At 43.6% G+C, this 13,569-nt stretch carries 12 protein-coding genes; 6 read left to right on the forward strand and 6 right to left on the reverse strand.

What is annotated here, in order from left to right:
• Nucleotides 1-165: 165 nt before the first annotated feature.
• From AACT52_RS40455 to AACT52_RS40465, 3 genes are all read right to left on the reverse strand, one after another.
• Nucleotides 166-942 carry a PspA/IM30 family protein gene (locus AACT52_RS40455; protein ID WP_073635742.1) on the reverse strand — a complete coding sequence of 259 codons (777 nt, stop codon included), beginning with the start codon at nucleotides 940-942 and terminating at the stop codon, nucleotides 166-168.
• A gap of 162 nt (nucleotides 943-1,104) precedes the next feature.
• Nucleotides 1,105-1,806, reverse strand: a complete 702-nt coding sequence (locus tag AACT52_RS40460) for a PspA/IM30 family protein (RefSeq protein WP_073635743.1) — start codon at nucleotides 1,804-1,806, stop codon at nucleotides 1,105-1,107.
• 145 nt (nucleotides 1,807-1,951) lie between these two features.
• Entirely contained in the window at nucleotides 1,952-3,313 is a 1,362-nt protein-coding gene (locus AACT52_RS40465; protein ID WP_073635744.1) for a hypothetical protein, read from the reverse strand.
• Between the two features lie 130 nt (nucleotides 3,314-3,443).
• On the opposite strand from AACT52_RS40465, the gene AACT52_RS40470 reads away from it, so the two are divergent.
• Nucleotides 3,444-3,995, forward strand: coding sequence for a DUF721 domain-containing protein (locus AACT52_RS40470; RefSeq protein WP_073635745.1), 552 nt, complete (start codon nucleotides 3,444-3,446; stop codon nucleotides 3,993-3,995).
• A gap of 720 nt (nucleotides 3,996-4,715) precedes the next feature.
• Nucleotides 4,716-5,015: a hypothetical protein gene (locus tag AACT52_RS40475; protein ID WP_073635746.1), complete on the forward strand. Its 300-nt coding sequence runs from the start codon at nucleotides 4,716-4,718 to the stop codon at nucleotides 5,013-5,015.
• 384 nt (nucleotides 5,016-5,399) lie between these two features.
• On the opposite strand, the gene menB is transcribed toward AACT52_RS40475, so the two are convergent.
• Nucleotides 5,400-6,233 (reverse strand): 1,4-dihydroxy-2-naphthoyl-CoA synthase, encoded by an 834-nt coding sequence (gene menB / locus AACT52_RS40480; RefSeq protein ID WP_073635747.1) that lies wholly within the window; start codon nucleotides 6,231-6,233, stop codon nucleotides 5,400-5,402.
• 185 nt (nucleotides 6,234-6,418) lie between these two features.
• On the opposite strand from menB, the gene AACT52_RS40485 reads away from it, so the two are divergent.
• Nucleotides 6,419-8,308 carry a KAP family NTPase gene (locus AACT52_RS40485; protein ID WP_233154187.1) on the forward strand — a complete coding sequence of 630 codons (1,890 nt, stop codon included), beginning with the start codon at nucleotides 6,419-6,421 and terminating at the stop codon, nucleotides 8,306-8,308.
• 399 nt (nucleotides 8,309-8,707) lie between these two features.
• Complete coding sequence (locus tag AACT52_RS40490) at nucleotides 8,708-9,373, forward strand: helix-turn-helix transcriptional regulator (protein WP_073635748.1); 666 nt, start codon at nucleotides 8,708-8,710, stop codon at nucleotides 9,371-9,373.
• Nucleotides 9,374-9,583: 210 nt separating this feature from the next.
• Here AACT52_RS40490 and AACT52_RS40495 read toward each other — a convergent pair whose 3' ends face one another.
• Complete coding sequence (locus AACT52_RS40495) at nucleotides 9,584-10,294, reverse strand: Uma2 family endonuclease (RefSeq protein WP_083630767.1); 711 nt, start codon at nucleotides 10,292-10,294, stop codon at nucleotides 9,584-9,586.
• Nucleotides 10,295-10,384: 90 nt separating this feature from the next.
• Nucleotides 10,385-11,929, reverse strand: coding sequence for a DNA repair protein RadA (gene radA / locus AACT52_RS40500; protein WP_073635750.1), 1,545 nt, complete (start codon nucleotides 11,927-11,929; stop codon nucleotides 10,385-10,387).
• 169 nt (nucleotides 11,930-12,098) lie between these two features.
• On the opposite strand from radA, the gene rpaB reads away from it, so the two are divergent.
• Nucleotides 12,099-12,827 (forward strand): response regulator transcription factor RpaB, encoded by a 729-nt coding sequence (gene rpaB / locus AACT52_RS40505; RefSeq protein WP_073635751.1) that lies wholly within the window; start codon nucleotides 12,099-12,101, stop codon nucleotides 12,825-12,827.
• 30 nt (nucleotides 12,828-12,857) lie between these two features.
• On the forward strand, nucleotides 12,858-13,502 hold the full coding sequence (locus AACT52_RS40510) for a cofactor assembly of complex C subunit B (protein WP_073635752.1): 645 nt from the start codon (nucleotides 12,858-12,860) through the stop codon (nucleotides 13,500-13,502).
• The last annotated feature ends 67 nt before the right edge of the window (nucleotides 13,503-13,569 follow it).

Raw genomic sequence — 13,569 nt, forward strand, 5'->3', positions numbered from 1 at the left:
ATACTTTATCCCAATCTGTTGGCAGTCAACTACCTCAATTGACCGCGATTTGTGCCCTAGTCATCATACTAATGATTTCTGAGTCATCAAGCACTTATGATTAATGAAGCAAAATCCCACAACCAAGTGGCGTGGGATTGGCTCAAAACTTGTTTGCTCAAAAGCCTACATTTGATCCAATTGCTTGCGTAGCGAATCCAACTCGGCATCAACCACTTCATTATTATTTGATTTTGGAGCAGTTGTTTGTTGCGGTAGTTGGGGTTGATTTGGTGAACCTCCCGGTAGGGACATTTGCGCTTTCAAAGCTGCTAATTCATCATCCACATCGCTACTACCTTCCAACTTGGCAAATTGGCTTTCTAAATCTGTACCTGCTAACTCACCTGCTGATTGCGCGCGGGCTTCTTGCATGAGAACTTTGTCTTCCATGCGCTCAAAGGCAGCCATTGCACTGCTGGTATTCATACCACGCACCATGCCTTGGAGTTGCTCTTGAGCTTTGGCGGCTGTAATCCGTGCTTTGAGCATTTCTTTCTTGGTCTTTGCCTCAGAAATTTTGCTTTCGAGCTGGATTAAGTTACGCTTGAGAGTCTCAACCTGAACAGTTTGCTGGTCGAGGCTGGTTTTGAGGGCATTGCCAGTATCGGTAAAAGTCTTCTTGCGCTCGAGCGCTTGTCTTGCTAAGTTCTCATCACCTTTCTGCAATGCTAGTTGAGCATTTCGCTGCCACTTATTAATTTCGTTTTGGGCGTCATTATACTGTTTCTCAGTACGTTTTTGGGCAGCAATTGCCTGTGCTACGCCCTGACGCAGCTGTACCAAGTCTTCCTGCATTTCCAGGATAGCTTGTTCTAGCATCTTTTCCGGGTCTTCGGCTTTATTGACCAGGTCGTTGAGGTTGGCACTGACGACTCGCCTAATGCGATCAAATAATCCCATAACTCTGTTTTTCCTCTTGTGATTTACGCGCCTAGTTGGGCAGTTAGCTTTTTTACTATTTCATAGCTACTTATTTCAATGTAATCGTTCCGGTTTGGATTAGTCCTCCTCACCAGTTCTTATTTTTTAAGATACGCTCCAAATTGAATCATTGCCCAGTGTTCATAAATCTGGAGTTTTCGGTAGCTGTTGTCTTTTTTGTGATTCAGTAGAAAGTTCAGCCTTCATTGCTGCTAGTTCTGCATCAAGCTGATCACCCTCTTCCAAAGAAACAAATTGCTTTTGTAAATCATCTGTACTGGTTATGGAGATGGCTTCTGTTTGAGCCTCTAGCTGCAAAACTTTTTCCTCCATACGTTCAAAAGCTTTGATGTCGTCTATGCTAGAAGTCGCGCCCAACATTTCCTGGAGTTTATATGACGCTTCGGCAGAACGAGCGCGCGCAATATACATATCTTTTTTCGTTTTTGCTTCGGCAATTTTTTGCTCTAGCATCCGCATATCCTTTTTCAGCCTAGCGACAATACCACTTTGTTGCTCTATTTGAGTGCCAAGGGCTTGTGCCGTTTCTTGGTAGGCATGGCGTTTGGTCAAAGCTTCCCGTGCTAGAGGTTCGTTGCCTTGTTGGAGAGCCAATTGAGCGCGGCGGTACCATTCTTCTGCTGTAGACTGAGCATGAGCCATTTGTCGTTCAGTGCGCTTTTGGGTAGCGATCGCTTGGGCTACCGCTTGCCGCAATTGCACCAGATTCTCCTGCATCTCCAAGACAGTTTTTTCCAGAATCTTTTCTGGATCTTCCGCACCCACAACCAAACTATTGAAGTTTGCGCGAATCACCCGCTTGATACGGTCAATCAGTCCCATGTTAGACCTCCATTCACTGTTAATTAAGGGTGTAAGAGGTCAAGGGGTTATGGATTGAGAAAATATTTTTAATTATCATTTTTCTTTGATTGCTCACCTACACCCCGATTGATTCCCTTTCCCCTTTCCACAACTCCTCTTAAGGCTACTGAATTCTAGCTTGAATGCCTTTTGCTTGTATTTCTTGCAGCAATTCTTGTGCTTTCTCTTTGCTCTTGAGGGCACCCAGATAAATAAATTTACCATCGGCTGATAAATAAGCATCGGGAACGATTTGCCGTGCAGAAGCAAAACTGCGATCGTCTAGATTATCCGTGATCACATGATAAAACCCATCTGCTGACGGTTTGATTTGTGTATCCGGTTTTTGTTGAGTATTTGATGGCGTTTGAGGGGGGTTTAACGTTGTCTCTTGCGTGGAAGTCAGTCCCACCGGAGGCTGTACATTCGGTACTGTGACTCGATTGTTAGGGCTTTGGACATTAACTGGGTTGGGTAATGCTGGTGGTGTTGGTTGGGATTTAGGTTTTAAGCTAACGACATCATTTGGATCTCTCACCTCTGGAAACTCGTCAGTCGCTAAATTGGGATACTTAGGTATGGGCGAGAGAGTTGGTTGAGCTACGGTTTTAACATTCTTGCCCGCTTGTGCTGTATTGTCTGTTGTATTTTCCGCAGTCGTTGGCGCATTTTGTGTAAACAGTCCATTGAAACTAAATTGCGACAAGCTCTTGGGATTAAATACTACATAGCCCAGGGTAAGACTTGCTAATAATAGTAGTAGCATCGAGCCAATGCCCAAGGGTGAGAGTAGGCTGTCGTTAGAATTGGTTGACTTGTGAGTCTTAGGTTCTTCTTCGGCTAAACTTCGCAACAGCGCTTCCGACGATTCCAAATAATCATTTGGTTGTTTGCCTGTGTTATCTTCTGACTCTGGAACATTTTCAGTCTTACTGTGAGTTTGTTCGTTGACTTTTGTAGGCACAATACTGGCGTTGGGCGCTGGAATGGTTTGCCCTTGGGCAGAGTCAGTTGGTGTTGCTTGCTCAGATTGCAGGTGTTGTGTTTTTGAGGAAACTGATGTATTTGATTGGGGTTGCAACAAAGTGTCCGGTGCTGTCGCTGATGCTAGCACCTGATCTTGAGTTTCTGCTACAGATTTCGGCGTGTTGATTTTCGTTTCTGGGGTAACAAGAAGTTCCTCTTGCCCCACACTAGGAGTGGAGGCTTTTGGTGTTGCCAGCCCAAATTTCTGGAGACTGTCTTCTAGTGGTGGTTCTGTCTTGCCCCTTGTTGGATGAATCGCAGTGAGTTGATGTTTACTGCTTGTGGAAATGCCTACATGGGGTTTGCTGAATGTCCTATATCCACTTCGTGTGCGTCGGTATCGAGCTAATTCTTGATCTAGCTGTACTTCTAAACTAGCCAGTGCTGCTGCTAGTGATGGTTTCAACCCAGTTTTTTTGGAAGATTTCTCACCCGAATCTACTAGGGGGTTTTGACTCATAGCCTGTCTGCCTCAAACCTAGACTGCCGGATTTATCTAAAATACTAAAAATATATTTGTGCCAACAAGAGCGAAAATTATCATAGATATATTGCAGAAGTATGCTGCGATTTTCGCTCTTGTTGGCTAGATGTCGTTTAAATCAGTTAATGATATTTTAGAGGTTTTGGAAGCTCAAGCTGAATGGCAAGAGCAACCATTTCAACGTTTGCTCAAGTGTTGGGCTGAAGTTGTAGGACCAGTAGTAGCTGCTCACACTCTACCTTCGTCGATTGAACGCGATGTTTTGCGGGTAGGAACTTCTAGCGCAGCTTGGGCACAGAACTTAACTTTCGAGCGCCAGCGCCTGCTTTTAAAGTTGAATGAAAAGCTGTCGATTGGTTTAGTCGATATTCGTTTTTCTACAGCCCTATGGCGGCGTCCTCAACAGGCTCCCAAGGAACAACAAACAATGTCACTGCGCGAACATCCTAGTTACGTGGGTGATCAGATGAACGTAGCTCATGATGTTACATCCGCAACCAAGGACGCCAATGCTGCTTTCCAAGATTGGGCTAGGACGGTGCAAGCGCGATCGCACGGTTTACCCCTTTGTCCTTTGTGCGATTGTCCCACCCCACCAGGCGAACTTCAGCGTTGGGGTGTCTGTTCTGTGTGTGCTGCTAAGCAATCTTTCACTTAGGGTATAGGGGAATACAGATGTTGATGGTTAAGTGTTAACTGTTATCAGTCAAAAAAAGTCACCCCTGATTACAACTTTCATCGCCACACTTGTTAACTAGTCAACGAAATAAGGCTGGCTGTTTTTTCTTTTTTTAGAGATTTCTAACAAATAAATTATCGACTCTTAGTGGAGTCGGCATCTCGGAGCGCCCAGTTTAAGGACGCTCCCCAATCCGATCCCACAAGAAAAACTTGGATATTTTTTAAGAAAGGAACTTCCTTAACCTACTGTCAAAATAGTTTTCTGATTAGTCCCTAGATAGAGTAATTTCTTTGCAATTCGCTTGCTCTTACGAAAGATAGAAGACTTTTACTTCTTTAGAACCTAGCTAATTGACTGTGTCATCACGCCAAATCTGTCAAAAGATACAGCGTAGTTCCTTTTAAAAAGTGTCCCTAAAGGCTGAAGTTCAAATGCTGCTTAAATCGTTATGTTTGTAATTAGCTTTGATCCCCATTTAGTTTCAGCCAAAATTTAGTATGCTTAACCTGCTGCAATTAATGTTTCACTTTGTTAACAAAAAAATTGAAAAATATGACACAAACATAAAGACATTATAAAGTTAATTTTTTCCTTGGGATCGCTATAACCTAGTAGATACACGGGTTGTGGCTCAAATCCGACCTTGTGTATAGACGCAAAATAAAAGATGAAAATTAGCCCAAAACGGCACTAAATATGAAACAGATGAAATCACTTACTTCTGCCTGTAAATATTGTCGTTATTACAAGCTAGAAGGGCGTCGTGGCGGGTTCTGCCAACAGTTAGGAGCACCAGTACTGGGTAATTGGAAAGCTTGTTCTTTAGCGCTGCCACCGTTTGCTCCTTCTTGGGAAAATTTGGAAGATGTTTGGGCTTTGCCAAATTCAACATCTGTCTTAGCTTCGGGTTTAAACAAAGGAGCGCTTGTTGCTGTTGAGGAAACAGCAACTACAAGCTGTTCTGAAAACGCAAAAGCGGAGGCAGTACTAATATAGCGTTCGTTTGTCAAAACAGGAAAAGTCAAATCGCTGAAGCACCATTTTAGTGCTGTTTTGAGCTAATTGGTTAATGCCTCTTTTCATTTAAAGTGAAATTAGACTTTTACCTTGTAAAGCGCGAACCTTTGACACTTAAGTTTGTGAAAAGGCTGAAATCAGTTATCAGTTGACAGTAAACAGTTATCATCTCATCCAAAAAATGTCTACTGAACTTAACAAATTCATCCGTGAACAAATAAAAAATCTTGTTGAAATCTTCTAACATCAGGTGTGAAAATGAACTGACAACTGATAACTGAACACTGTTTTAACATTTCTGGGTCTTAAAAACACAACACATGAAAAATCGCACCTTTTATAAAAGGCGCGGTTTTTGTGTTTCTAAGGTAGCCAGGGATATTGACGAAAGTCAGGTGGACGTTTTTCTAGAAATGCTTGTTTTCCCTCTCTTCCTTCTTCTGTCATGTAATAGAGTAAAGTGGCATTGCCAGCGAGTTCTTGCAAACCAGCTTGCCCGTCACAGTCGGCGTTAAATGCTGCTTTGAGACAACGAATGGCGATCGGGCTTTTTTCTAAAATTTCCTGCGCCCACTGAAAACCTTCAGCTTCGAGTTGTTCCACAGGAACAACGCAATTGACTAAGCCCATGGACAGTGCTTGCTCTGCATTGTACTGTCGGCAGAGAAACCAAATTTCTCGCGCCTTTTTTTGTCCAACAACACGGGCAAGATAGCTAGCACCAAAACCCCCATCAAAGCTGCCAACTTTAGGACCAGATTGTCCAAAAATGGCGTTATCAGCAGCGATGGTGAGGTCACAAATCAAGTGAAGGACGTGTCCTCCACCAATTGCATACCCAGCGACAAGGGCAATCACTACTTTTGGCATCGAACGAATCAAGCGTTGTAAGTCCAACACGTTCAAACGCGGTATGCCATCATCGTCTACATAGCCAGCTTGTCCGCGTACGCTTTGGTCGCCTCCAGAACAGAAGGCGTATTTGCCATCAGTGTGTGGACCAGCACCAGTAAATAGAACAACGCCGATACTGGTATCTTCGCGGGCGTCGCAGAAGGCGTTGTACAGTTCAAAAACGGTTTTGGGACGAAAGGCATTGCGTTTGTGGGGACGGTTGATGGTAATTTTGGCAATGCCATCAGTTTTGTGGTAAAGAATGTCTTCGTAGGTTTTAGCAGTTTGCCAGTTAATTTGCATCGCGAAAAAGTATTTACTTCAGCTTAAAAATTTTATCGTTGGTCTGGTATAGGCATACCTATGATATGTACGGCGATCGCCCAAGGGGCACAGGCAAAGCCAACCGCACAGAATTCTATCGTAGGGTGGCATAGCGCTATCTAATATATGTGTCACGATTGCAGTACAAGTCAGAAAAGTTTCTTATGGCACAGACTGAAACTCATAACCACCTGCAAGATGACCTCTTTATTGAACCAGAAAAAGACCGACTAGGATACGCGCCCTTCGCCAAGCATTTGGCAGACAGTATTTGCAAAATGACCGTTACTGAAGGGTTCGTGATTGCAGTGTACGGTTCTTGGGGTTCCGGGAAATCGACACTCTTGAACTTTGTAGTTCATTATCTCCAGCAAAAGCCTGATGAAGAGCAACCAATCATCGTTCCCTTTAGTGCTTGGTTGTTTACTGGAAACCAAGACATTACAAGGCGCTTCTTTGACCAATTACACAGCGTTTTAACCTCTGTAACATATGTACCCAGAGGCTTGAAAGAGCGAATAGCCGGTTTTGCTAAACTTATTTCTGAAATTCCCCTGCCTTACGCTCAAGCTGGCAAGGCAGTAGCAACAATATTTGACGATCAAGAAAAGGAAGCTTCCGAGTTAAAAGAAGAAGTTGAACACACAGTGGTGCAGCAGCAGCGGCGAATAGTCGTTGCAATTGACGATATTGATAGGCTTCCCGCAGAGGATATCAAGCAGCTATTTCGCATTTTTAAAGCGATTCCGAATTTTACTAATGTTGTCTATCTTCTTGTTTTTGATAAAGAAGTTGTTAGCAAAGCACTTTGCGAAACTAAGGAGGCATCACCACAAGCATATTTGGAGAAAACCATTCAAGTTGCTTTTGAGTTACCTTCTCCAGATAAAACTTCACTTCGTCGGCTACTTTTTGAAAAACTTGATAGTGTTCTGATTGGCACACCAAATGACGGCGAGGACGCCAACTCCAGTCAACCGTTTGATGAGACAAGTCCAAGCGCTGAAGAACTAGAACTTCAGCAGGTTTCTGACTTGGAGGAACCTGATTTGGAAAACCCATCCACGCCGCTGGCTGAGGTATTTGACCAAACCTACTGGAGCAATGTTTACTTTCAAGGAATAGACCACTTCATTACTAACCTCCGCGACATTGTTCATCTGACTGACACCCTAACAATGACATATCCGGTAGTGAAAGGCGAAGTGAACCCAGTAGATTTTATTGCTTTAGAATCACTGCGGGTTTTTTACCCGATGGTATATGACATAATTCGGAAAAACAAAAATGCTTTTGTAGGAAAAGTAGATTCTTCATTAGATGAACTGAAAAAGTTTCATAACTCTTGGGTTGCGCAATTGCAAGACAAAGATAAGCAACCTGTTACAAATTTGGTAAAAATTATTTTTCCTAAATTACAAGCTGCTTGGGGAAAAAGATATTATTATGAACAACAAGAATTAAATTGGCAAAGCCAACAGCGTGTATGCTGTTCCGAAATATTTCCTATCTACTTCCGTTTAACTTTATCAGAAGCTGATTTATCTAATACTCAGATTCAAGCCATTCTTGCTTCAGCTTGTGATGCCAAGCTATTTGGAAAGAAACTTATAGAATTGTCTGAGCAAATACGTCCTGATGGTACAACTCAAGTTAGGGCATTTTTAGAAAAACTTGAAGATAGCAAGCTCAACGAAATTTCCACTGATTGCATTCCCTCAATTGTGGAAGCTTTCTTTGATGTGGGAGAAGAACTGTTGCCTTCTGACGATGAACCTCATACCACAATGTTTGATTTTGGCAATGAAATTAGAATTCATCGTATCATCTTACGGTTGTTATCCCGTCTTGATGAAGCTGCACGGTTTGAAGTGTTACAAACCTCAATGGCTCAAGGAAAAGCATTATCAATAATTACAAAAGAATTAGAATATTTAAATGAGCAACAAGGTGAGTACAGTTCAGATATATTTAACCTTCAAGATGAAGACTTGATTAGCACACAACATCTGAAAGAACTGGAAGAAATTGTTGCCAAAAGAAAGCAGGCATAAAATGTGTATTGATATTGAGCCATGCGCTAGCGCTCACCTCTATATACGGGTTCTTAGTACAGCATTTCATAAATTCGTAACGTTTTTAAACGCAAAGGAGCGCTGAGGTAAACGCAAAGGTACACAGAGTTTTCGTTCAAGTTTTCGCTATGAACTTATGGAATCATGTACTTAGTTGAGTGCAATACATCAAGAAATAAGAACCACAGATGGACACAGATAAATAATTACTTCATCCAAACGAGAAGGGCTATATAGTTGGCTGGATGGGCGTTGTTATGCTGCATCTGGAGCAAGACAGCCTATTTTTAATATGAGCAGGCACTATTTGTCAAGCTACACTTGACGCTCCTGTGGTCAACAATGTCAAGTGATACTTGACAACGAACAGACCAAGCTATGAAAAACCGACTGAAAGAACTTCGGCAGCTGCACCAATGCTCACAATCTGACCTAGCTAGAGAATTAGGAGTCAGTCGTCAGGCGGTCAATGGTTTTGAATCCGGCAAGTTTGACCCCAGTCTGGACATGGCTTTCAAAATTGCCAGCTTGTTCAAGGTTGCACTTGAAGAGGTTTTCATCTATGAGGCACAGAATTCTATGCAAACACTTGTTGAGCGATTCAAAAATTACTTTGGTTTCGAGTTTGGTTTCGAGAGGTTCACTGAAAAGGCAATTAACGCAGTCAAGTTTGCACGTTCCGAGGCAACACGCTTGCAGAAATCACAAGTCGAGCCAGAACATCTGTTTGCTGGCTTGTTGGCTGATCCAACCACAACAAGTGCTCGTTTACTTCGAGCAAATGGCTGCCAGGTGGACATCGAAACCAATGAACATTCTTTTGAATTGCGTGAGAATCCAAAATTTAGTCCAGAGAGTAAATTCGTTCTAGAGCTTGCCTTGCAAGTCGTTCGGCTTCAGGATAAAAAGTCTATTGGGACTGAACATCTCTTGTGGGGTTTACTCCGTCTAGCTGAAACAGACAAAACTACTGTGAGTGAGCTGTTTCAACGATACGAAATTGATCTCGAAGCCCTGAACAATCAACTAGCAGAAACGGTTTAAAACAGTGAATAGTACCAGCCGCAGTGACGCCTGCTATGGTGTGGTTGTACTGACACCAACGCTTTCGGTCCAATTGGTGTGGTGTTTCCCCCAACGATGAAACTGATAACTGATAACTGATAACTGGTAACTGTTAAACTGTCGGAATGTTTCTGTCGCCTTGAGCTTCTCCGTGCTTGCACATCTAGGCGTTGGGGGTGGAGTTCTTTATCAAACTTCTGGTTCTATCCCTGCTGCTCGCAATTGTGCTATCAGTCTTTCAGCGCGTTGTCGTTCTTGTTCAGCTAATTCGGAACCCCACAGCAGCAGCTGTCCCTGTTCGTCCCACCAGCGCAACCAGTACCCTGTGCGGTTTTCACGGGTTCCTTGCCAGACACCAAGGTAGAGGTTTATTTCTGCTATTTGGTGGCGGTTATTTTCGTCTGCTGCTTGCAGTGAATACTGTGCTGTATCACCCAATCGATACACTTCCAAACTGCCGCTATCCGGTTCAAAGATAAGGTAGTTCGGCACTTTTAAGATGCGCTCGTAGAAAAACCATTTTCCAGGAGGATAGGTTGGTTTGATAGAATACTCAGTGCCATCTGTATCGGAAATAAATTCGATTACGATGACTGGCATATCTCCTTGTAGCTGTGGCGTGTAACTGCGTTTCACTTCTTCCCGTGCTACACGAATACTAAGCACATATGCCCAATCGGGAGCTTTGATGACAATTTTACCGTTTAAGGTAGCGCAGATGCCGTAATTGGTTGGTGTCAGCGCGTTTTCAGGTAATCTACCAGAAATTTCCAAACTTTCAGTTAAAGCTGCAGCAAGGGGAGGCTGGTTAATGTTATCCACTGGCTCATCTGGTAGTACGTAATCATCGGGTAATTTTTCCCAAGTTATTTGGTAGTCCTGGGTAAGAGTAACTATCATGGCGGATTTCCCTCTTTGTATTTGGGGCTATTCATTTATTATTCGCCTCAAGCCCCTCCTTGCTTGCACGCTTAGGGGTTGGGGTGCGCTCTACTCCTCATCGTCATCGGGTACCAAATCTTCTTCGGTCAATCCCTGCTGGGGTATTGCTGCAATAATCGCATCTATGACCTTGGATACTGGCAAAATTTCGATGTCAAGGTTGGGGTATTTTTGCCCTTTTGGGACGATCGCCCTCTTAAATCCCAGTTTTGCCGCTTCTTTTAACCGCAGTTCCATTTGCGATACTGAACGGACTTGTCCTCCTAGCCCAACTTCCCCAATCAGTACGGTACCAGGATCAACAATCCTGTCGCGAAAACTGGCAACAATTGCGATCGCTATTCCTAAATCCACGGCTGGTTCTTCTACATTCAACCCACCCGCAGACGCAACGTAAGAATCTAGCTTGGACATCGGGATACCCACCCGTTTTTCTAACACTGCCAATATTTGCACTAAGCGGTTATAATCTATACCTGTGCCCGCACGACGCGGGGATGGGTAGCTAGTGGGACTCACCAGTGCTTGCAACTCCACAACAATCGGGCGCGTTCCCTCGCAAGCAACGACAATTGCAGTACCGGGAGCCGGATCATCCCGGTTTCCTAAAAATAGCTCTGAAGGGTTGGGGACTTCTCGCAGTCCGTTGTCTACCATTTCAAAGATGCCGATTTCGTGAGTTGCGCCAAAACGGTTTTTCACTGTCCGTAATAACCGATGGGAGGCAAAGCGATCGCCTTCAAAATACAACACTGTATCCACTAAATGTTCCAAAACTTTTGGTCCGGCGATCGCCCCTTCTTTCGTCACGTGTCCCACGATTAACATTGTGATGTCCTCGTGCTTTGCCACCTTCATCAAAGCTGCCGTACATTCGCGAACTTGAGCAACAGAACCGGGTGCAGAGGTCAAAGCCGGAAAGAACACTGTTTGAATACTATCAATGACCGTGACGTTTGGTTTGAGTGAATCCATCTCTCGGAGGATTTCTTCCAAGTCTGTTTCTGGCAAAACATACAAATCAGCACCTATGCTGTCAGCGTCCTCTACTTTGGGAATTTCTTCGAGGGCTTCTTTTGCTGCTGTGTCATTGCCGTTGCCATCGCCTACTAAATTCAAGGGTTTTCCCACGCCCAAGCGAGAAGCTCTTAATTTTACCTGTTGTCCTGATTCTTCTCCAGAAACGTAGAGGATGCGGTATCTGTGCGACAGTAGATTCGATACTTGCAACAGCAGTGTAGATTTGCCTATTCCTGGATCGCCGCCTATCAACACCATAGAACCAGGAACAACTCCACCGCCCAGGACTCGATCTAGTTCCTCATAGCCAGAAGCCCAGCGTGTGACTTGGCGATCGCTAATCTGGTCAAATGTCAATGAGGCTCGTGGTTTAGCTGGTTTCGTTGCTGCAGGTTTGCTGTTCGTCTGTTGATGCCATCCACTCATTCCGCGACTTGGTATATCGGTTGAGGACTGGATACTAATTTGCTCTTCTAAGGAATTGTAAGTGCCGCAAGCTGCACACTTCCCAAACCATTGGGGGGATTCTGCACCACATTCGTTACAAACGAAATAACTTTTAGGCTTTGCCATTCTTATATTTTATTAAATCTTCTTAATTTTTGCTTAAGTTTTTGAGCAAACTAAAATCCAATAATTGTAGGAAACGCGGGATTTTTCCAATCAATTTGTGAAATGATATCTTAATAATATGGTATTAAAAATTAATCATGAAAATTTTAGTTAAGGAGCGTTGAGAAACTTGGAAAGTCATAAAGAAAAAATTCTAGTGGTAGATGATGAAGCCAGCATTCGCCGGATTTTAGAAACGCGGCTTTCGATGATTGGCTACGATGTGGTTACGGCTGGTGATGGCGAAGAAGCTTTGGAAACTTTTCGCAAAGCCGAACCTGACTTAGTGGTTCTAGATGTGATGATGCCGAAGCTAGATGGCTACGGCGTGTGTCAAGAATTACGTAAGGAGTCAGATGTCCCAATTATTATGTTAACAGCGTTGGGAGATGTGGCTGACCGGATTACGGGTCTGGAGTTGGGTGCTGATGACTACGTCGTTAAACCTTTTTCCCCTAAGGAGTTAGAAGCCCGCATTCGTTCAGTGCTGCGGCGGGTAGACAAAACAGGTGCCTCTGGTATTCCCAGTTCTGGAGTGATCCATGTTAGCACGATCAAAATTGATACGAATAAGCGGCAAGTCTATAAAGGCGATGAGCGCATTCGGTTAACGGGCATGGAGTTTAGCTTGCTAGAGTTGTTAGTCAGCCGTTCTGGAGAAGCTTTCTCCCGTTCAGAAATTTTGCAGGAAGTTTGGGGATATACGCCAGAACGCCATGTGGATACCCGCGTAGTAGATGTGCATATCTCCCGTTTACGGGCAAAGTTGGAAGACGATCCAAGTAACCCAGAGTTAATCCTGACGGCAAGAGGGACTGGTTATCTATTCCAACGCATTATTGAACCAGGAGAGGAATAAGGACAAGAGAATAATACACATCAATGACTAATGACTAAATCCGATCCCAATAAAGTTTTACGGCGTCTACCCATCGTAGTAGGTGGGTTGGGCGCGGTACTTTTGCTGATTAACCGTTTGCTAGCACCAGAATTAACGAACTCCCAAGCGCGTGCAGATGTTTTGGGTGTGATTTTGAGTGCGGTGTTGATTTTAACAGGATTAATTTGGCAGCAAGTACAACCGCGTTTACCAGAAGCTGTGCAACTTATTGGCGAAGAAGGTTTTGTGCTTGCACCCAATTTGCCCCAAGCTGTGAAAACAGAACTAGCTTGGGCATCGCATTTGTTATTAACGAATACGGTGACGCGATCGCTCGTCGTTTTCTATAAAGATAAAGTTTTGTTACGTCGGGGAATTTTAAGCCCTAAGTCGGATGTCGTACCAGGAGCAATCTTAAAACGAGTGCTGGAAAAACAAAAGCCAGTTTATCTTGTAGATTTAAAAGTCTATCCAGGAAGGGTTGAATTTGATTATTTGCCAGAGAATACTCAAGGTGTGATTTGTCAACCAATTGGCCAAGAGGGAGTCCTAATTTTAGGAGCAAATGCTCCTCGCAGCTACACCAAACAAGATGAAAACTGGATTGCGGGAATTGCAGATAAATTAGCTGTTACCCTAAAAGAGGAAATATAGCGCTTTTGCTCTAAATGAAGTAATTATTTATCTGTGTCCATCTGTGTCCATCTGTGGTTCATTATTT

This window comes from Scytonema sp. HK-05 (genome assembly GCF_963872035.1).
GTDB lineage: Bacteria > Cyanobacteriota > Cyanobacteriia > Cyanobacteriales > Nostocaceae > Kalymmatonema.